The sequence below is a fragment of the Streptomyces sp. NBC_01166 genome (assembly GCF_045039765.1).
GTDB lineage: Bacteria > Actinomycetota > Actinomycetes > Streptomycetales > Streptomycetaceae > Streptomyces.
The window spans coordinates 5838142-5857518 of the sequence record NZ_CP108613.1 but is presented as its reverse complement, the minus strand read 5'-3'; the positions used below and the strand labels follow the sequence as shown (position 1 = coordinate 5857518).

The window sequence follows — 19377 nt, the reverse complement described above, 5'->3', positions numbered from 1 at the left end:
AGTGGATCTCCTCGGTCTTCGTGCTGTCTCAGCGAACGCGCTGCGGGGCCGCCGGGGCCTTCTCCCCCGCACGCTCCCCAGGGATCCTCGCACGTGGTGCCGTGCGGTCCGGCGGCTCGATGCTGACATGCGGGAGCAGCCGGTCCAGCCGGGCGGGGAGCCACCAGTTCGCTCCCCCGAGCATGTGCATCAGCGCGGGCACGAGCAGGGTGCGCAGGACGAAGGCGTCGAGTGCGACGGCGGCGGCGAGCGCGATGCCGAACATCGCGATGACACGGTCGCCGCTGAGTACGAAGGCGAGGAAGACGGAGATCATGATCACCGCGGCCGAGTTGATCACCCGGCCGGTCTCGGCCAGGCCTACGCGTACGGACCGCCGGTTGTCGCCGGTCTCCAGCCACTCCTCGTACATCCGGCCGACGAGGAAGACCTGGTAGTCCATCGACAGTCCGAAGAGCACCGAGACCATGATCACCGGGAGGAAGGGCTCGATGGGGCCCGCGCCGCCGAGTCCCAGCAGCTCGCTCCCCCATCCCCACTGGAAGACCGCGACGACGACGCCGAAGGAGGCGGCCACGGCGGCCACGTTCATCACGGCGGCCTTGAGGGGGACGGCGAGGGAACGGAACGCCAGCAGCAGGAGCAGGCAGCCGAGCCCGACGACCACCCCGACGAAGAGCGGCAGCTTGCCGACGATGATCTCGGCGAAGTCGTCATATCCGGCCGTCACCCCGCCCACATGAGTCCTGAGCGAGGTGGTGTCCTCAGCGGGCGGCAGGACGTCGTGGCGGAGCCGGTCGACGAGTTCGCTGGTCCGCTGCGACTGCGGAGCGGAGTCGGGGACGACGGTGAGGAACGCGGTGTCGCCGCTGCCGTTGTACGTCACCGGACTCACCGAGGCGACGCCTTCGGTGTCCCGCAGCACGGCGGGCAGGCCGTCCAGGGCGAGCCGGTCGTCGGCTCCGTCGAGGTGGGCGGCTATGGTCAGCGGCCCGTTGACGCCGGGGCCGAACCCGTCGGCCAGCAGGTCGTACGCCTGGCGGGTGGTGGCCGTGGCGGAGTTGTTGCCCTGGTCGGAGCTGCCCAGGTGCAGGGAGAGGGTGGGCAGTGCGAGCACCGCCATGACGGCGGCCGCGGCCGCTCCCAGCAGCCGGGGGCGCCGCTCGACGAAGGCCGACCAGCGGGCGGTGAAGCCGGTGGCGCGTTCGGTCTGCGGCCCGTGCTCGGTGAGCCGGCCGCGCTCGCGCCGGCTCAGGGCCCGCATGCCGATGAAGGAGAGCAGCGCGGGCAGCAGGGTCACGGAGGCGGCGACGGTCAGCACGACGGTGAGGGAGGCGGCGATCGCGACCCCGTTGAGGAAACCCAGCCGCAGGACCAGCATGCCCAGCAGGGCGACGCAGACGGTGGCTCCTGCGAAGACCACGGCGCGCCCCGTCGTCGCGACGGCGTTCCGCGCGGCTTCGGGCACGGAGAGGCCGTGTCGCAGGCCTCGCCGGTGCCGGGTGACGATGAAGAGGGCGTAGTCGATGCCCACGCCGAGCCCGATGAGCATCCCCAGCATCGGTGCGAAGTCGGCGACGGTCATGACGTGGCCGAGCAGCACGATGGCCGCGTACGCGGTGCCGACGGAGACGAGTGCGGTGGCGATGGGCAGCAGGCTCGCGGCGAGCGAGCCGAAGGCGAGGAAGAGGACGACCGCGGCGACGGCCACCCCGACTGCCTCGCTCAGATGGAGCGTGGGCGCCTCGGTCGGCGCCACGGCGGTGCCACCGAGTTCGACCTGGAGTCCTTCGCCGGCGGCCCGCTGCGCGGTGTCGACGACCGCCTCTGCCTGTTCCGGCGGGATCTCCCCGGCCCGGTGGTCGAAGGTGACCGTCGCGTAGGCGGTGTGCCCGTCCGCGCTGATCCGCCCCTGATCCGTCGCCCCGTAGGGACCGCTGACGTCACCGACGCCGGGCAGTGCGCCGATCTCGTGCAGCGTCCTGGTCATCGTCCGCTCGACGCCGGCGTCGCGGACGGTGGAGCCGGAGGTGTGCCAGACGACGGTGCCGGTCTCGCCGCCGAGGTCCTCGAAACCCGCCTGGAGGAGCTCGCCGGCGCGGCCGGACTCGGTGCCCGGCACCTCGTAGTCGTCGGAGTACGCGGACCCCGCGGACCCGGCCGCGGCCGACACGCCTCCGAGTGCGATCAGCCAGATGAGGACGGTGGCGAGGCGGTGCCTGAGACACCAGCGTGCGATGGCGGCCAACGGAGGTGCTCCTGGGGTTCGTGGACCGTAGGGGGATATAACGGGAACATCCCACGAAGTCGCATGACCTGAGAGACTCACTCTGTCAGCCATTCCTGACCATTTGCCGCTTTCGTGGCCATGGTCACACGGCTTGACTTCGCCCCTTTCGCCGTGCGGCCGCCACCACCACTGCCCGCCTCCTGCCCCTCAGCCGGTGACGCTCGCCCGGCCGTTCTCGATGTGGCCCATCAGCCGACGCCGGAAGGAGACCGCTTCGTCGGCCGTCACCTCGATGTCGTACCAGCCGTGGGCGTCGGCCGCCGAATGCACGACCGTACGGCTGCGCCCGGGCTTGACCTGGACCGTCCTGGTCCAGTTCCGCAGGTCGTCCTCGTCGACGTATCCGAGGGGCCGCACGGTGTAGGTCAGCGTCCGCCTGCCGTTGTTGCGCAGCGTGAGGTGCAGGTCCCGCTCGTGGGCGTCGATGCGGGAGGCGAGTTCCGCGCCCCCGCCGGACGCGCCCTCGAACTCCCGCCGGAAGCCGTTCGGGCCGGTGACCGTGAAGCGGTACGCCTCACCGGTCAGCGGCACCGTCCACCGTGCCGTGCCCTTGACGTCCCGGTGCTGCGGGGTGGGGAACTCCCCCGCGTACGGGTAGAGCGTGAAGTGCGCGGAGGACCTGCCGGTGTTGCTGAGGTCCAGCCGCAGCCCGCGGGCCACGCGCCTGGCCTGCGCGTCGGGCTGGTAGGGCAGGGGCCGGGCCGGCCGGACGCCGGCCTCCTGGACGGGCATGTGCTGGACGGCGGGCGGCTTCGGCTGCCAGCGGCCGCCGAACGGCGGGATCGCGGCGGGGGGCTCCGTCTCGGGCTGCCGTCGCGCACGGGTGAAGTCGAAGGCCGAGGTGAGGTCTCCGGTGACCTTGCGCCGCCAGTCGCCGATGTTGGGTTCCTCGACCCCCGTCCAGCGCTCCAGGAGGCGGATCACGGAGGTGTGGTCGAAGACCTCGGAACAGACGTACCCGCCGACGGACCACGGGGAGACGACCAGCAGCGGCACCCGCACGCCGAGCCCGGTGGGCTTGCCCTCCCAGTGCTCCTCCGTCACTTCCGCGGGGGCGACCGGCGGGGGCACGTGGTCGAAGAAGCCGTCGTTCTCGTCGTAGTTGATGAGGACGACGGTGCGCCGCCACACATCGGGGTGCCTGCCGAGTGCGTCCAGGATCTTGTAGACGACGGTCGCGCTGTGCACCGGCGAGGAGACGCTCGGATGCTCGGAATCGACCGCCGACGGGACCAGGTAGGAGACCTCGGGCAGCGTCCCCGCCGCCACGTCGTCGGCGAACTCCTGGGCGAGCGTGCCCGTCTCGACCCGGCGCAGCCCCCGCTCGAACAGACTGCGCTCGGCCGCCGTCAGGCCGGCGACACCTTCGTCGAGCAGGCCCAGCAGCCGCTCACGCTCGGCGCCACCGTCCGCGTCGCGCACGGTGGCGTAGAAGGACTCCATGTAGGTGTGGCCGCCGGTCTTCGCCAGGGCCTTGCGGGCGATGGCCTTGAAGGTGGCGAAGAACTCGATCTGGTTGTCGGTGAAGTTCTCCCACTCGGTGTAGGTCTTCCAGCTCCGCCCGGCCTTCTCCAGCCGCTCGGCGTAGGTGCCCCAGTCGTATCCGGGGTGGGTGCCCTCGTCGTACGCGTCGTTGCCCACCGCCCGCCTGCCGTCCGGCTCGTCGCCTGTCCGGCCGCTCCACAGGTGGTTGCGGTTGGGGCTGGTGGAGGTGTGGATCGAGGAGTGGTAGGCGTCGCAGACCGTGAACGTGTCGGCCAGTTCGTGGTGCAGCGGTATGTCGCTGCGGTCGTAGTACGCCATGGTCGCGGCGGTCTTCGCGGTGACCCAGCCGTTCATCCAGCCGTCGGCCCACGCCTTGGAGCCACCGCTCCACGAGTGGTCGAGGGCGCCGATGTACTGCAGGTCCTTCTTCTGTGCCTCCGCGGCCTCCCGCACGGGGAACGGCAGCACGGTCGTGCCCGCCGGCCCCGGCTGTTCGAAGACGGACCGGCCGGAGGGGAGTTCGATCGCGTTGCGGTCGCCGAAACCGCGCACTCCGCGCAGCGTCCCGAAGTAGTGATCGAAGGAACGATTCTCCTGCATCAGGATCACCACGTGCTCGATGGCGTCCAGCCCCGCACCACCGGACCGTTCGGCCGCGGGCTGCGCGGCGATCGCCGCCTGGAGCGACGGGGGCAGGAACGATCCCGCCGCGGCGGCGCCGAGCGCACCGCCCCCGAGCGCGAAGAGCCGCCGCCGTGACATGTCCGTGGTCAAGTGAGCCTCCCGATTCCGTATCTACGGTTGGAAGCTAGTCACGCCGGGTGGCTACGGGAAGACCGCCGTACGGCCCGGCGGTGAACGTCCTGCGGGCCGGCCCGGGCAACGCGAAGGGGGCGGCACACCCGGTCAACGGGTGCGCCGCCCCCAGGGGCGTGCCGGGGATCAGCCCTCGACGCCGAGCTTCTCCAGGATCAGCTCACGCACTCGCGCCGCGTCGGCCTGCCCGCGGGTGGCCTTCATGACCGCACCCACAAGGGCGCCGGCCGCGGCCACCTTGCCTCCGCGGATCTTGTCCGCGATGGCGGCGTTGCCCGCGATGGCCTCGTCGACGGCGGTGGACAGCGCACCCTCGTCGGAGACGACCTTCAGGCCTCGCTTCTCGACGACGGTGTCGGGGTCGCCCTCGCCCGCGAGGACACCCTCGAGGACCTGGCGCGCCAGCTTGTCGTTGAGGTCGCCGGAGGCGACGAGCTCCGCCACCCGGGCGACCTGCGCCGGGGTGACCGGCAGCTCGTCCAGGCTGCGGCCGGTCTCGTTGGCGTTGCGGGCGAGCTCGCCCATCCACCACTTGCGCGCCTGGTCGGACGGGGCGCCCGCCTCCGTCGTGGCGACGATCAGGTCGACAGCGCCGGCGTTGAGGATGGACTGCATGTCGTGCTCGTTGACACCCCACTCCTCCTTCAGCCGCTTGCGGCGCAGCCGGGGCAGCTCGGGGAGTCCCTTGCGGAGCTCCTCGACCCAGTCACGGGAAGGGGCTACCGGCACCAGGTCCGGCTCCGGGAAGTAGCGGTAGTCCTCGGCGTTGTCCTTGATGCGGCCGGCCGTGGTGGAGCCGTCCTCCTCGTGGAAGTGCCGGGTCTCCTGCACGATCGTCCCGCCGGAGTTCAGCACCGCGGCGTGACGCTGGATCTCGAAGCGGGCGGCACGCTCGACGGAGCGCAGCGAGTTGACGTTCTTCGTCTCGGAGCGCGTGCCGAACTTCTCGGTGCCGTTGGGGCGCAGCGACAGGTTGACGTCGCAGCGCATCTGGCCCATCTCCATCCGGGCCTCCGAGACACCGAGCGCCTTGATGAGCTCGCGGAGCTCGGCGACGTACGCCTTGGCGACCTCGGGGGCGCGTGCGCCCGCTCCCTCGATCGGCTTGGTGACGATCTCGATGAGGGGGATGCCCGCACGGTTGTAGTCGAGCAGCGAGTGGGAGGCGCCGTGGATACGGCCGGTGGCACCGCCGACGTGCGTCGACTTGCCGGTGTCCTCCTCCATGTGCGCGCGCTCGATCTGCACGCGGAAGATCTCGCCGTCCTCCAGCTGGACGTCCAGATAGCCGTTGAAGGCGATCGGCTCGTCGTACTGGGAGGTCTGGAAGTTCTTCGGCATGTCCGGATAGAAGTAGTTCTTCCGGGCGAAGCGGCACCACTCGGCGATCTCGCAGTTCAGCGCGAGACCGATCTTGACGGCGGACTCGACGCCGATCTCGTTGACGACCGGCAGCGCGCCCGGCAGTCCGAGGCAGACCGGGCAGGTCTGCGAGTTCGCGTCCTGCTTGAGCTCGGTCGAGCACCCGCAGAACATCTTGGTCTTGGTGCCGAGCTCCACATGGACCTCGAGGCCCATGACGGGGTCGTACGTCGCGAGGGCATCCTCGTACGACTCCAGGTCGATGACAGTCACGATGAAACTTTCCCTCTCAGCCCAGCAGGACGTCGTCGTCGCCGAGACGCTTGAGCTCGCGGTAGAGGATCGCGAGTCCGGTCACGATCGCGGCGGCGGATACGGCGGCGTCGACCAGCCGCAGCGTGTCGTTGTCCTGGCGGGCCATCCTCGCCTGCTTGACGACGCTCAGGGCGCCGAAGGCGGTGGTGCCCAGGGACACGTACACACCGGACTTGGACTTCTTGAAGTTCTTGGCCTTCTTAGCCATTGCGCTCATAGTGACGGAGCCTCCTCAAGCAGCGGGTGCCCCCACTTTTCCACGAAAGCGGCCTCGACGGCGGCTCCGACCTTGTACAGCCGGTCGTCCTTCATGGCGGGGGCGATGATCTGCAGCCCGACCGGCAGGCCGTCCTCCGGTGCCAGACCGCAGGGCAGCGACATGGCGGAGTTGCCGGCGAGGTTGGTCGGAATGGTGCACAGGTCCGCGAGGTACATCGCCATCGGGTCGTCGGCGCGCTCGCCGATGGGGAAGGCGGTGGTGGGCGTCGTCGGCGAGACGACGACGTCCACCTGCTCGAACGCCTTCTCGAAGTCCTGGGTGATGAGGGTGCGGACCTTCTGGGCCGAGCCGTAGTACGCGTCGTAGTAGCCGGAGCTGAGTGCGTACGTGCCCAGGATGATGCGGCGCTTGACCTCGTCGCCGAAGCCGGCCTCACGGGTGAGGGCGGTGACGTCCTCGGCGGAGCGTGTGCCGTCGTCGCCGACCCGCAGGCCGTAACGCATGGCGTCGAAGCGGGCCAGGTTCGACGAGGCCTCGGACGGCGCGATCAGGTAGTACGCCGACAGGGCGAGGTCGAAGGACGGGCAGTCCAGCTCGACGATCGTGGCGCCGAGCGACTTCAGCAGCTCGACGGACTCGTTGAACCGCTGGACGACGCCGGCCTGGTAGCCCTCGCCCGCGAACTGCTTGACCACGCCGACGCGCATGCCCTGTACGGAGCCGTTGCGCGCGGCCTCGACGACCGGCGGGACCGGGGCGTCGATGGACGTCGAGTCCATCGGGTCGTGGCCGCCGATGACCTCGTGGAGCAGCGCCGCGTCCAGGACCGTGCGGGCGCAGGGGCCGCCCTGGTCGAGGGAGGACGAGAAGGCGACCATGCCGTAGCGGGAGACGCCGCCGTAGGTGGGCTTGACGCCGACGGTGCCGGTGACGGCCGCGGGCTGGCGGATGGAGCCGCCGGTGTCCGTACCGATGGCGAGCGGCGCCTCGAAGGAGGCCAGCGCGGCGGACGAGCCACCACCGGAACCGCCCGGGATACGGGTGAGGTCCCACGGGTTGCCGGTCGGGCCGTAGGCGCTGTTCTCGGTGGAGGACCCCATGGCGAACTCGTCCATGTTGGTCTTGCCGAGGATGACGACGTCGGCGGCCTTCAGCTTCTTCGTGAGGGTCGCGTCGTACGGCGGGACCCAGCCCTCGAGGATCTTCGAGCCGACGGTGGTCGGCATGTCCTGGGTGGTGAAGATGTCCTTGAGCGCGAGCGGGACGCCTGCCAGCGGGCCGAGCTTCTCGCCCGCCTCACGCTTGGCGTCGACGGCGCGGGCCTGCGCGAGCGCGCCCTCGCGGTCGATGTGCAGGAAGGCGTGGACCTTCTCGTCGATGGCGTCGATCCGGGCCAGGTGGGCCTCGGTGACCTCGACGGCCGTCAGCTCGCCGGAGGCGATCTTCGCGGCGATCTGGGCCGCGGTGAGCTTGATGATGGTGCTGATGTCCGTCATGGCTGTTAGTCCTCCCCCAGGATCTGCGGCACCTTGAAACGCTGCTGCTCCTGGGCCGGGGCGCCGGAGAGCGCCTGCTCGGGGGTGAGCGACGGACGGACCTCGTCCGCCCGCATGACATTGGTCAGCGGCAGCGGGTGGGAGGTCGGCGGTACGTCTTGGTCGGCGACCTCGGAGACGCGGGCGACCGCGCCGATGATGTCGTCGAGCTGACCGGCGAAGTGTTCGAGCTCTTCGCCCTTCAGCTCCAGACGCGCCAGCCGGGCGAGGTGGGCGACCTCCTCGCGCGTGATGCCAGGCATGCAGCGATCCTCAGGGTTTGGTGTGTGGTTTTGGCCCAATCCTATGGGGTCGCCGGACACTGCCCCGACTGCGTTACCGCCCGCCGCCTCACAATCCCGGTCCGGCCACATCGGGCCCGTCCGGCGATTGGGGACAAAACGGCCACCGGGTGGGCCGTATGGTCCTCAGGCCGTCGCCGGACCCGACACCGCCCGGCCGGCCGGCCGCTGCTGCTCCACCTCGGGCTGCAGCGCCGCCGCCGCCAGCTCGGAGGGCCGCCGCCACCCGTGCTCGCCTCGGGCCCGCAGCCAGGCCGTCGTCTCCTGCGGCGGCATCGCGGCGGCGACGAGCCACCCCTGCACCGCGTCGCACCGCAGGTCCCGCAGCCGCTCCCAGGTCTCGTCGTCCTCGACGCCCTCGGCGACGACGATCAGGCCGAGCGAATGGGCCAGGTCGATGGTGCAGCGGACGATCTCGGCGTCCTCGTGGTCCACGGCCAGCCGAGCGACGAACGACCGGTCGATCTTGAGTTCGCTGACCGGCAGCTTCCGCAGATGGACGAGGGAGGAGTAACCGGTGCCGAAGTCGTCGAGGGACATCTTCACGCCGTGCCCGGTCAGCCCGGCCAGGGTGTCCGCGGCCCGCTGAGGATCCTCCAGCAGGACGTGCTCGGTTATCTCCAGCTGGAGCGCACCGGCCGGGACCCCGTGCCGGGCGAGCCGCGCGGCGACGCTGCCCGCGAAACCGGGGGTGTGGACGTCGCGCGGCGAGACGTTGACCGCGACGGGGACGAACAGCCCCTGGGCCCGCCACCGGGCCACCTGGGCCAGCGCGGTCTCCAGGACGTACTCGGTGAGGTGGGGCATCAGCCCGGAGGATTCCGCGATCGCGATGAACTCGTCCGGGGGGACCCGCCCGCGCTCCGGATGCACCCAGCGCACGAGCGCTTCGAGGCCCGCCACCTGGCCGTCGAAGCGGACCTTGGGCTGGTAGTGGAGCTCCACCTCGCGGGCGTCCAGGGCCCTGCGCAGATCGCCCAGCAGGCCGAGCCGGTCCGGGGTGTTGCTGTCGCGCTTGGACTCGTAGACCTCCACGCCCGTGCGGTCCCGCTTGGCCTGGTACATGGCCACGTCCGCCCGCCTGAGGAGCCCTTCGGCGTCCAGCGCGTGGTCGGGGTGGACGGCGACCCCCGCGCTCGCCTCCAGCACGAGCGTGAGCCCGTCGAGGTCGAGGGGCGAGGAGAGCTCGGCGACCAGATGGCGGGCGATGCGCTGGGCGCTGGTTGCCGAGTCCGCGGTCGGCAGCAGCACGGCGAACTCGTCGCCGCCGAGCCGTGCGGCCTCCGCCCCGCGGGGCAGGGCGAGCCGCAGCCGCTCCGCTATCTGGAGCAGCAGCCGGTCGCCGGCGAGATGGCCGAGGGTGTCGTTGACGGCCCGGAAGCGGTCGAGGTCGATGAGGACCAGGGCTGTTCGGGTGCCGGTGCCGCCGGCCTCCTCCAGAGCCGTCCACGTTCTCTCCAGGAGCCACTGGCGGTTGGGCAGGCCGGTGAGCGGATCCCTCAGCTGCTCCTCGGCCCGTGCGCGGGCGATCCACAGCGTGGAGTCCAGTGCGATCAGCGGGACGGCGAAGAGCGGCAGCAGCACGGGCTTGGCCGAGGCCACCACGCAGATCAGCGGGGCGATGCCCAGCAGGGCGACCGCGACGAGCCCCTGGCGCAGCAGGGCGGTGCGGGCGATCGTCGGCAGCCCGCCGCCCTGGGACGCCCTGGCGTACCAGAGCAGGAAGCGGGTGACGAGGAGATACGTGCCGGCGGCGAGCAGCACTTCCGGTAAGGCGTCGATACCCCAGTGGAGTGGCCGCCAGGGCGTTTCGACGCTCGGGACCTCGCCGAAGGCGGACAGGACCAGCGCGGCCGCTCCTATGCCGAGTATGTCCACCGCCCCGTGCAGCAGCCCCTGCCACCACCGGTGCCGCCTGGCCGTACCGACGAGCACCACGACGACGAGGCTGACCAGGCCCGCGGCCACCCAGCCGTAGAGCAGCAGGACGGCGAGGGTGAGGGCGGCGCCGGAACCGGTGCCGCCCCACCAGCGGTCGCGCCCGAGGGCGACCAGATGGCCCACGATGATTCCGGTGAGCAGGGCGAGCGACCAGCCGGCGGTGCCGGCGGGAAAGAGCGCGTGTCCGTCGTGGAACGTGCGGTAGAACCCGGTCGCCAGCTGCACGGCGGCGACCGCCACGACGACGGCGCCCACCTTGGACGTGAGGCCCACGAAACCTTGCAGACGCGACACCGGTGCGGCGCTCTCGGTCGGTTTCATTCCGTCCCTCTCACAGCCGGCGGTGCCGATGTCCCATGGTGGCCCCCGCTCCCATGCCACCACGACCCAAATCCCACCACGCGGCCGGGCACGGCAGGTGCTCGTTCAACAGTAGGCCGACGAGGGCCCCCACGGGCAGCGCTCTGCAGCTCTTGCCCGAATGCGGTCCTCCACCGCTCACCTTCTGATAAGCGCCGAACGGGTGATGCGGGCGGGCCGACCGGCCGCACGCGTCACCTCGTTGCCTTATTTCCCCCGTCGCTCACGACCACGCGTCGCCGGCATCTCGATCGCGCCTCGATCAGGTCTCCTCGGCGGGAACTGCGGCCTCCCGGGCCGCGTCCGGCCCTTGCTCCAGGAGCACGGCGAAGCCGTCCTCATCGAGGACGGGCACCTTCAGCTGCATCGCCTTGTCGTACTTGGACCCCGGGTTGTCGCCCACCACCACGAACGAGGTCTTCTTCGAGACTGATCCGGTGACCTTCGCCCCGAGGCCCTGGAGCGCCTCCTTGGCTCCGTCCCTGGTGTGCGCGGTCAAGGTGCCGGTGACCACGACGGTGAGCCCCTCCAGCGGTCGCGGCCCCTCGTCCTCGCCGGCGCCCTCCTCCTCCATCCGGACCCCGGCCTCCCGCCATTTGCGCAGGATCTCGCGGTGCCAGTCCTCGGCGAACCACTGCTTGACCGAGGCGGCGATGATCGGGCCCACCCCGTCCGCAGCGGCCAGCTCCTCCTCGGACGCCGCGTCGATCCGGTCGACGGACCGGAACTGCCGGGCCAGCTCGACGGCGGCCACCGGGCCCACATGCCGGATCGAGAGGCCGGTGAGGATCCGGGCGAGCGGGGCCTGTCTGGCCGCCGCGATGCCTTCCAGCATGGCGAGGGCGTTCTTCTTCGGCTCACCCTGCTGGTTGGCGAAGACCGTGGCGATCTTCTCCTCGCCCGTCTTCGGGTCACGCTTGGGCAGCCCGCTGTCGGCGTCCAGGACGTACGCCCGGATCGGCAGCAGCTGCTCCACCGTCAGGCCGAAGAGATCCCCCTCGTCCAGCAGGGGCGGCTCGGCGGGCTCCAGGGGCTTGGTCAGGGCCGCGGCCGCGACATAGCCGAAGTGGTCGATGTCCAGGCATTTGCGGCCCGCGAGATAGGCCAGCCGCTCCCGCAACTGAGCGGGGCAGGAGCGGGCGTTGGGGCAGCGGAGGTCGATGTCGGCCTCCTTCATGGGCCGCAGCGCCGTCCCGCACTCGGGGCACTCGGACGGCATGACGAACTCCCGCTCGCTGCCGTCCCGCAGATCGACGACCGGGCCGAGGATCTCCGGGATGACGTCACCCGCCTTGCGGAGCACCACCGTGTCACCGATGAGGACGCCCTTGGCCTTCACCACGTTCTGGTTGTGCAGGGTGGCGAATTCGACCTCCGATCCCGCCACCTCGACCGGCTCGACCTGGGCGTACGGCGTGACGCGGCCGGTGCGTCCGACGCCGACCCGGATGTTGACCAGCTTGGTGTTGACCTCCTGGGGGGCGTACTTCCAGGCGATCGCCCAGCGGGGCGCGCGCGAGGTGGAGCCCAGCCTGCCCTGGAGCGGGATCTCGTCGAGCTTGACGACGACGCCGTCGATCTCGTGCTCGACGGACTGCCGGTTCTCGCCGAACCAGGCGATGAACTCCCGCACCTCGTCGAGGGATTCGACCACCTTGTTGTGCTTGGCGGTGGGCAGGCCCCACTCCCTCAGCAGGTCGTAGGCCTGGGAGAGCCGGTCGATGTCGAAGCCCTCACGGGCTCCGATGCCGTGCACCACCATGTGGAGCGGGCGGGTGGCGGTGACCTTCGGGTCCTTCTGCCGCAGCGAACCGGCCGCCGCGTTGCGCGGGTTGGCGAAGGGCTTGTCGCCTGCCTCGACCAGCCGGGCGTTGAGCCCCTCGAAGGCCTCCATGGGGAAGAAGACCTCGCCCCGGATCTCGACGAGCTCGGGGACGCGGTCGCCCTTGAGACGGAGCGGGATGTCGGCAATGGTGCGGACGTTGGGGGTGATGTCCTCCCCCGTGCGCCCGTCGCCCCTGGTCGCCGCGCGGGTCAGCCTGCCGTGCTCGTACGTGAGATTGACGGCGAGGCCGTCCACCTTGAGCTCGCACAGGAAGTGGTACCCGCCCCTGCCCACGTCCTTGGCCACGCGATCGGCCCAGGCCGCGAGCTCCGCGTCATCGAACGCGTTGTCGAGGGAGAGCAGGCGCTCACGGTGCTCGACGGAGGTGAATTCCGTCGTGTACGGGCCGGCGACCTTCTGGGTCGGCGAATCCGGTGTGCGCAGCTCGGGGTGCTCGTCCTCGATGGCCTCCAGCGCGCGCATCTGCCGGTCGAACTCGGCGTCGTCGATGACGGGCTGGTCCTTCACGTAATACCGGAAGCGGTGCTCCTCGATCTGCTCGGCGAGGAGTGCGTGCTGTTCCTGCACCTCCGCCGGCACACCGGTCAGCTGCTGCGCCTGCTCTTCGCCGGCCATCGACTGTTCCTCCGTTGCCCCATTAAGACCTCTACGACGACCCGTTACTCAGGGTTGTCCGCGAGCGACCTCGCGGCCCGGGCGCAGTGGGCGAGCGCGGCGCGCGCGTACGCGGGCGACGCTCCCGCCAGCCCGCAGGACGGGGTGACCACGACGGACTCGCTGAGAGTCCCCGGATTCAGCCCCAGCCTGCTCCACAACGTCCTGACCTCCATGACGCTACCGCCCGGGTCCGACAATGCGGTCGAGGCGGCGTCGACACCGGGAACCACGCCGAGGAAGAGCTGGGTACCGCCTTCGACGGCTTCCCCGATCGCCTCCTCCTCACGCTCGGTGAGCAGGGAGAAGTCGAAGGAGACCCCGCCGGCGCCGGCGCGGCGCAGCAGCGCGAACGGCACCTCCGGGGCACACGAGTGGACGACCGTGGGGCCGTCGCCGTTCACCGCGAGCAGCTCGCGCAGCGTTCCCTCGACGACCTGGCGGTCCACGGCACGGTAGGTGCGGTAGCCGCTCGCCGACCTGACCCGTCCCTGGAGTACGGCGGTCAGGGAGGGTTCGTCGAGCTGGAGCACGACCTCGGCGCCGGGGATCCTGCGCCGCACCTCCGCGAGGTGGGAGCGCAGCCCCTCGGCCAGCGAGCCCGCCAGGTCGCGGCAGGCGCCCGGGTCGCCCAGCATGGCCTCGCCGCCCCGCAGTTCCAGCGACGCGGCCAGGGTCCAGGGCCCGACGGCCTGGACCTTGAGCAGCCCTTCGTAGCCCTGGGTGAACTCCTCCAGCGCGTCAAGGTCCTCGCCGAGCCAGGAACGGGCGCGGCGGGTGTCGCGGCCGGGACGGTCGCTGATCCGCCAGCCGCTGGGTTCGACATGGCCGTACATCTCGACGAGCAGGCCGATGGTGCGCCCGATCATGTCCGCACCGGGGCCCCGCGCGGGCAGCTCCGCCAGATACGGCATGCCCTGGCCGTCGGCGAAGGATCCGGTGACGGTCTTGGCCGCCTCCCGGGCGTCTCCCCCCGGCATGGACCCGATCCCGGTGGCTGCACTCGCGCTGAACCCGCTCTTCTCGCTCACGCGGAAAGCCTACGGGCCCGGGGCGCGTGTCCTCAGCGGCCGGGGCGGACCGTGAGGTCGTTGATCTCGGCGTCCCTCGGCAGATCGAGCGCGAGCAGGATCGTGGTGGCCACCGATTCCGGGTCGATCCAGCGCGAGGCGTCGTACTCCTTGCCCTCCTGCTGGTGGACCTTGGCCTGCATGGGGCTGGCGGTGCGGCCCGGGTAGACGGAGGTGACCCTGACCCCGTTGCCGTGCTCCTCGTGGCGCAGCGAGTCGGCGAGGGCCTTGAGTCCGTGCTTGCTCGCGGCGTACGCGCCCCATTCGGCGTGCGCCGCGAGCCCGGCGCCGGAGTTCACGAAGACGACGTGCCCCTGGGTGACGCGCAGCTGCGGCAGCAGCAGCCGTGTCAGCTCGGCCGGGGAGACCAGGTTGGCGTTGAGCTGGAAGTGCCAGGCCTTGGGGGTGAGGTCGCCGATCGTGCCGAGCTCGACGACGCCCGCGATGTGCAGCAGCGAGTCGAGGCGTTCGGGCATCGGCTGCTGTCCGAACGCCCAGGAGAGCCGGTCGGGGTTGCCGAGGTCGCCGACGAGCGTGCGGGCCCCGGGGTGGAGCGCGGCCAGTTCCCTGGCGCGCCCCGCGTCCCGGGCCAGCAGCACGAGTTCGTCGCCACGCTCCAGGAGACGGCGGGCGACGGCCGCTCCGATTCCGGAGCCGGCGCCGGTGATGAGATGAGTAGGCATGGACTCATGCTCGCATCACTGCAGGCCGGCCGACTCCTCCAGGTGGGCCAGCGCCCCGACGCCGTCCTCGGCGAAGAAGACCAGCTCGGTCAGCGGGAGCGGCAGGAAGCCCTCGTCCTCCATGCGCCGGAACTGCTGGTGCAGGCCGTCGTAGAACCCGGCGGTGTTCAGCAGGACGACGGGCTTGGTGTGCTTGCCGTGCTTCTTCAGCTCCAGGATCTCCGTCGCCTCGTCGAGCGTTCCCGTCCCGCCGACCATGATCACGACCGCGTCGGACTTCTCCAGGAGCAGCGCCTTGCGCTCGGCCAGGTCCTTGGCTATCACCATCTCGTCGGCGTTCGTCCGCGCCTTGGCCGCCAGGAAGTCCACGGACACCCCGACGAGCCGTCCGCCGGACTCCTGGACGCCGTCGGCGACGACCTTCATCAGCCCGCTCTCCGAGCCGCCCCAGACCAGGGTGTGTCCGCCCCGGCCCAGTAGTTCGGCGAATTCACGGGCGGGCCCCGTGTAGCGGTCGTCGAGGTCGGCGGCGGAGAGGAAGACGCAGATGTTCATGCGGATACCGTACGACCGGCCCCGGGCCCGGGAAGAAACCGGGCTGCCCCTCGGCTGAACCAGGTATGACCTCCACCACAGGACACACCATCACCGTAGGACCCGAGGCCGTGCACGTGCGTGCGGTGCACGACGGGCAGGTGCTCGCCGAGAGCCGCCGGCCCCTGGTGCTGCGCGAGACGGGCTGCCCCGACCGCTACTACCTGCCGCCCGAGGATGTGCGGACCGACCTGCTGACGCCTTCGGACACCCGTACGCACTGCCCGTTCAAGGGCGACGCGTCGTACTGGTCGGTGCCGGATGCGGCTGACCTCGTCTGGGCCTACCCGGAGCCCAAGGAGCAAGTCGCGTCGATCAAGGGTCACTTCTGCTTCTACGCCACGGACGTGGTCACCGACTGACCGTCAGAAATATTTCTCCGCCGAGCCGATGAGTTCCGCGGGGCACGGCAGTCCACCCTCACATGGACAAGACTCTCTCCCGTGACGGGACGCCGATCGCGTATCGCCGCCACGGTGACGGGCCGCCGGTGATCCTGGTCGGCGGTGCCCTGAGCACCGCGGCCGACGAGGCACCGCTGGCCGCTCTGCTGGCCCCGCGCTTCACGGTCGTCACGTACGACCGCCGGGGCCGCGGGGCGAGCGGCGACGGCGGGCCGTACGCGCTCCGCCGCGAGATCGAGGACCTGGCCGCGGTCGCGGCGACGGCGGGTGAGCGCGTCTCGGTATTCGGCATGCTGTCGGGCGGGGCGCTGGCCCTGGAGGCGCAGGCCGCGGGTCTGCCCGTGGACCTCCTGGCGGTCTACGAGCCGCCGTACACCCCGGGCCCTGCCGGCCTCCTGTACAAATCCCGCTGCACGGCGCTGCTGCACCGGCTGCTGGCGGCGGGTGACCGGGGCGGCGCCGTCGAGCTGTACCTGTCGCGGACGGGGGTCCCGGCGGAGACGATCGCCCGCATGCGCCGGGCCCCGCTCTGGTCCGGCCTCGAAGCGGTGGCCCACACCCTCGCGTACGACGACGCCCTGCTGGGCGACGGCTCGGTCCCGGCCGGGAGACTCGCGTCGATCACCGCGCGCACCCTGGTGGTGACCGGTGGGTTCAGCACCGCGCGGGCCCATGAGACGACCCTCGCCCTCGCGGCCGCGGTCCCCCGGGCCAGGCACCGCACCCTGACCGGCCAGACCCGCGAGCTGGCCCCGCACGCGATCGCGCCGGTGCTGGCGGAGTTCTTCAGCAGGCCTGTGCACGCACGCCAGGCGTCCTGAGACCGCGCCCCCGCGCAGCCACGCCCGTACAGGGGTCGGACGTGGCTGCGCGGGTCACGTTCAGGATGACGCGTATCGCTCCAGACCCGTCCGTACGTCCTCGGCCGTCATCACCGGGAACATCTCGACCCTGGCACCGAGCTGCGCGAAGAACGGCTCGGAGATGCTCGGGAGCTGGGAAGGGTCCTCCAGGTCGATGACGACGAAAGCGGTACGCACTCCACTGTGCGGCCCGAAGTAGGCGGCTTCCGGCTGCAGCCGCTCCAGCATGGACCGCATGAACTGCGCCATCTCGTTGTTCTCGATCATCTGGCTGGACTTCTGTGTGTCCATGTGGATCACCAGCATCGTTCTCACGGGTGCCTCTTTCTCTCGACGGCAAGCCGCTTCAGTGTTGGAGCGGTGTGACCGGGCCGCACCCAGGCCACGCCATTCGAGGGACGCAGGACTTCCGTCAGGGCTTGATATGCGCACCGACCGGGAGAAGACTCGGATGAGGGGGTGAAAGCGCGGAGCCGACACCGGACCGTTGATGTCGTGGGGGCGAGGAGGCCTCAGATGTTGACCCACCGGCTGGGACGGGACGTCACCGTCCTCAACGACTGTCTGCCCATACCCGGAATCGGCTTCCTGACGGTGAACGCATTCGTGCTGCACGCCGCCGAGCCCGTCGTCGTGGACACGGGGCTCAGCCTTCCCGACCGGGGCTTCGTGGACGCGCTCGGTTCCGTCGTCGACGTCGCCGACGTGCGCTGGATCTGGCTGACCCATCCGGACCGCGACCACACCGGGGCGCTGTTCGAGCTTCTCGCCGCCGCCCCCGAGGCACGGGTGGTGACCACCTTCCTCGGGGCGGGGATCATGTCGACCGAGCGCCCGCTGCCGACGGACCGGGTCCACCTGCTCAATCCCGGGCAGAGCCTCGACGTGGGCGACCGGACACTGGTCGGCTTCCGGCCGCCGCTGTTCGACAACCCGGCGACCGTGGGGTTCGTCGACACGGCAACGCGTACCTGCTTCAGCTCCGACTGCTTCGGGGCGCCCATGCCCAGCGTCGACCTCGCCACCTGCGACGACGTGGCGGCCGTCCCGGCGGACGATCTCCGGACCGGTCAGCTCCTGTGGGCGACGGTCGACAGTCCCTGGGTGCACATGATCGACCCCGCGGTGCTCCTGGGCTCGGCCGGACCGCTGCGCGCGATGGACCCCGGACGCATCCTCAGCACGCACCTGCCGCCTTCCACCGGCCGCGGGCCGGAGTTCCTCGACATGCTCGCCGCCGCCCCGGGGGCCGACCCGTTCATCGGCCCGGACCAGCGCGGCCTGGAACAGATGCTGGCCGGTTTCGAGCCCACGGCCGCACCGACCGTCCAGCCCTCCGCGATGAGCCGATGAGTCCACCAGGACGCGTGGCCGGCCGGATGCCGGTAACGCGGCCCGAGCCTCGCGAGCCTCGGGCCGCGCCGAGCCTTCAAGGCGCCTGCCGGAGACGCTCCGGCCGCCTCGGTCACTGGGAAGCCGCCGCCTTCTCCCTGCGCACCGTCGTCGCGATCGTGGCCGAGCCGACGACCCGGGTGCCGTCGTAGAGCACGACCGCCTGGCCGGGCGCCACGCCCCGTACCGGCTCGGTGAACGAGACGTGGAGCGTCCCGTCGATCAGTTCGGCGGTCACCTCGGTCTCGCCGCCGTGCGCGCGGAGCTGGGCGGTGTACGTCCCGGGGCCCGCGGGGGCCGTGCCGCACCAGCGGGGCCTGATGGCAGTGAGGGCGGTGACGTCCAGGGCCTCGGCCGGGCCGACCGTCACCGTGTTGTTCACCGGGGAGATGTCCAGGACGTAGCGCGGCTTGCCGTCGGGGGCGGGGTGGCCGATGCGCAGCCCCTTGCGCTGGCCGATGGTGAAGCCGAAGGCTCCCTCGTGGGTGCCGACCTTCGCGCCGGACTCGTCGAGGATGTCGCCCTCCGCGGGGCCGCCGAGGCGGCCCGCCAGGAAGCCCTGGGTGTCGCCGTCGGCGATGAAGCAGATGTCGTGGCTGTCGGGCTTCTTGGCGACCGCCAGGCCCCGGCGCTCGGCCTCGGCGCGGATCTCGTCCTTCGTGGTCAGGGTGTCACCCAGCGGGAACATCGCGTGGGCGAGCTGCTTCTCGTCCAGGACACCGAGGACGTAGCTCTGGTCCTTGGCCATGTCCGAGGCGCGGTGCATCTCCCGGGTGCCGTCCTCGTTCAGCACGACCGTGGCGTAGTGGCCGGTGCACACGGCGTCGAAGCCGAGGGCCAGCGCCTTGTCGAGGAGCGCGGCGAACTTGATCTTCTCGTTGCAGCGCAGGCAGGGGTTGGGCGTGCGCCCGGCCTCGTACTCCGCGACGAAGTCGTCCACGACGTCCTCACGGAAGCGTTCCGCCAGGTCCCAGACGTAGAACGGGATGCCGATGACGTCCGCCGCGCGGCGGGCGTCCCGGGAGTCCTCGATGGTGCAACAGCCGCGCGCGCCCGTACGGAAGGACTGCGGGTTCGCGGAGAGGGCGAGGTGTACACCGGTCACGTCGTGGCCGGCCTCGGCGGCTCGGGCCGCCGCCACGGCGGAGTCGACTCCGCCCGACATGGCGGCGAGCACACGGAGGGGGCGCTGGGAGGTCTGAGTCATAGCTTCTCCAGAGTACGGGGCTCCGGGAACCGAATGCT

General features: G+C 71.0%; 16 protein-coding genes. 3 read left to right on the top strand and 13 right to left on the bottom strand.

What is annotated here, in order from left to right; translation table 11 throughout:
- Positions 1-28: 28 nt before the first annotated feature.
- The 11 genes from OG379_RS27085 to OG379_RS27035 form a co-directional block, all read right to left on the bottom strand.
- Positions 29-2248: an MMPL family transporter gene (locus OG379_RS27085; RefSeq protein WP_405665612.1), complete on the bottom strand. Its 2220-nt coding sequence runs from the start codon at positions 2246-2248 to the stop codon at positions 29-31.
- 189 nt (positions 2249-2437) lie between these two features.
- Positions 2438-4549 carry a phosphocholine-specific phospholipase C gene (locus OG379_RS27080; RefSeq protein ID WP_405665611.1) on the bottom strand — a complete coding sequence of 704 codons (2112 nt, stop codon included), beginning with the start codon at positions 4547-4549 and terminating at the stop codon, positions 2438-2440.
- 168 nt (positions 4550-4717) lie between these two features.
- Positions 4718-6226 (bottom strand): Asp-tRNA(Asn)/Glu-tRNA(Gln) amidotransferase subunit GatB, encoded by a 1509-nt coding sequence (gatB, locus tag OG379_RS27075; RefSeq protein WP_393761107.1) that lies wholly within the window; start codon positions 6224-6226, stop codon positions 4718-4720.
- 16 nt (positions 6227-6242) lie between these two features.
- Positions 6243-6485: a hypothetical protein gene (locus tag OG379_RS27070; protein WP_104789325.1), complete on the bottom strand. Its 243-nt coding sequence runs from the start codon at positions 6483-6485 to the stop codon at positions 6243-6245.
- Entirely contained in the window at positions 6482-7984 is a 1503-nt protein-coding gene (gene gatA / locus OG379_RS27065; protein ID WP_393761104.1) for an Asp-tRNA(Asn)/Glu-tRNA(Gln) amidotransferase subunit GatA, read from the bottom strand. The genes OG379_RS27070 and gatA overlap by 4 nt, the downstream gene beginning before the upstream one ends.
- 5 nt (positions 7985-7989) lie before the next feature.
- A complete protein-coding gene (gene gatC, locus OG379_RS27060; protein WP_014153935.1) occupies positions 7990-8286 on the bottom strand; it encodes an Asp-tRNA(Asn)/Glu-tRNA(Gln) amidotransferase subunit GatC in 297 nt (98 codons plus the stop codon).
- A 165-nt stretch (positions 8287-8451) separates the two neighbouring features.
- Complete coding sequence (locus OG379_RS27055; RefSeq protein WP_405665610.1) at positions 8452-10587, bottom strand: putative bifunctional diguanylate cyclase/phosphodiesterase; 2136 nt, start codon at positions 10585-10587, stop codon at positions 8452-8454.
- Positions 10588-10888: 301 nt separating this feature from the next.
- Positions 10889-13087, bottom strand: coding sequence for an NAD-dependent DNA ligase LigA (gene ligA, locus OG379_RS27050; RefSeq protein WP_405665608.1), 2199 nt, complete (start codon positions 13085-13087; stop codon positions 10889-10891).
- Between the two features lie 44 nt (positions 13088-13131).
- On the bottom strand, positions 13132-14157 hold the full coding sequence (locus OG379_RS27045) for a methionine synthase (RefSeq protein WP_405665607.1): 1026 nt from the start codon (positions 14155-14157) through the stop codon (positions 13132-13134).
- Positions 14158-14189: 32 nt separating this feature from the next.
- Complete coding sequence (locus OG379_RS27040) at positions 14190-14879, bottom strand: SDR family oxidoreductase (RefSeq protein WP_393761096.1); 690 nt, start codon at positions 14877-14879, stop codon at positions 14190-14192.
- 15 nt (positions 14880-14894) lie between these two features.
- Positions 14895-15434: a TIGR00730 family Rossman fold protein gene (locus OG379_RS27035; RefSeq protein WP_405665605.1), complete on the bottom strand. Its 540-nt coding sequence runs from the start codon at positions 15432-15434 to the stop codon at positions 14895-14897.
- A 65-nt stretch (positions 15435-15499) separates the two neighbouring features.
- Here OG379_RS27035 and OG379_RS27030 point away from each other — a divergent pair, with 65 nt between their 5' ends.
- Positions 15500-15835, top strand: a complete 336-nt coding sequence (locus OG379_RS27030) for a DUF427 domain-containing protein (RefSeq protein ID WP_405665604.1) — start codon at positions 15500-15502, stop codon at positions 15833-15835.
- A 62-nt stretch (positions 15836-15897) separates the two neighbouring features.
- A complete protein-coding gene (locus OG379_RS27025) occupies positions 15898-16698 on the top strand; it encodes an alpha/beta fold hydrolase (protein ID WP_405665602.1) in 801 nt (266 codons plus the stop codon).
- Between the two features lie 60 nt (positions 16699-16758).
- Here OG379_RS27025 and OG379_RS27020 read toward each other — a convergent pair whose 3' ends face one another.
- A complete protein-coding gene (locus OG379_RS27020; protein WP_405668660.1) occupies positions 16759-17046 on the bottom strand; it encodes a hypothetical protein in 288 nt (95 codons plus the stop codon).
- Between the two features lie 210 nt (positions 17047-17256).
- On the opposite strand from OG379_RS27020, the gene OG379_RS27015 reads away from it, so the two are divergent.
- Positions 17257-18093 (top strand): MBL fold metallo-hydrolase, encoded by an 837-nt coding sequence (locus OG379_RS27015; RefSeq protein WP_405665601.1) that lies wholly within the window; start codon positions 17257-17259, stop codon positions 18091-18093.
- Positions 18094-18205: 112 nt separating this feature from the next.
- Here the strand turns inward: OG379_RS27015 and mnmA are convergent, their stop codons facing one another.
- Positions 18206-19339 carry a tRNA 2-thiouridine(34) synthase MnmA gene (gene mnmA / locus OG379_RS27010; RefSeq protein WP_405665599.1) on the bottom strand — a complete coding sequence of 378 codons (1134 nt, stop codon included), beginning with the start codon at positions 19337-19339 and terminating at the stop codon, positions 18206-18208.
- Positions 19340-19377: the final 38 nt, after the last annotated feature.

Coding starts and splice junctions, on each gene's coding strand:
- OG379_RS27070 (WP_104789325.1), bottom strand. CDS start 6,485: ATGAGCGCAATGGCTAAGAAGGCCAAGAACTTCAAGAAGTCCAAGTCC.
- gatA (WP_393761104.1), bottom strand. CDS start 7,984: ATGACGGACATCAGCACCATCATCAAGCTCACCGCGGCCCAGATCGCC.
- gatC (WP_014153935.1), bottom strand. CDS start 8,286: ATGCCTGGCATCACGCGCGAGGAGGTCGCCCACCTCGCCCGGCTGGCG.
- OG379_RS27055 (WP_405665610.1), bottom strand. CDS start 10,587: ATGAAACCGACCGAGAGCGCCGCACCGGTGTCGCGTCTGCAAGGTTTC.
- ligA (WP_405665608.1), bottom strand. CDS start 13,087: ATGGCCGGCGAAGAGCAGGCGCAGCAGCTGACCGGTGTGCCGGCGGAG.
- OG379_RS27040 (WP_393761096.1), bottom strand. CDS start 14,879: ATGCCTACTCATCTCATCACCGGCGCCGGCTCCGGAATCGGAGCGGCC.
- OG379_RS27035 (WP_405665605.1), bottom strand. CDS start 15,434: ATGAACATCTGCGTCTTCCTCTCCGCCGCCGACCTCGACGACCGCTAC.
- OG379_RS27030 (WP_405665604.1), top strand. CDS start 15,500: ATGACCTCCACCACAGGACACACCATCACCGTAGGACCCGAGGCCGTG.
- OG379_RS27025 (WP_405665602.1), top strand. CDS start 15,898: ATGGACAAGACTCTCTCCCGTGACGGGACGCCGATCGCGTATCGCCGC.
- OG379_RS27020 (WP_405668660.1), bottom strand. CDS start 17,046: ATGCTGGTGATCCACATGGACACACAGAAGTCCAGCCAGATGATCGAG.
- OG379_RS27015 (WP_405665601.1), top strand. CDS start 17,257: ATGTTGACCCACCGGCTGGGACGGGACGTCACCGTCCTCAACGACTGT.
- mnmA (WP_405665599.1), bottom strand. CDS start 19,339: ATGACTCAGACCTCCCAGCGCCCCCTCCGTGTGCTCGCCGCCATGTCG.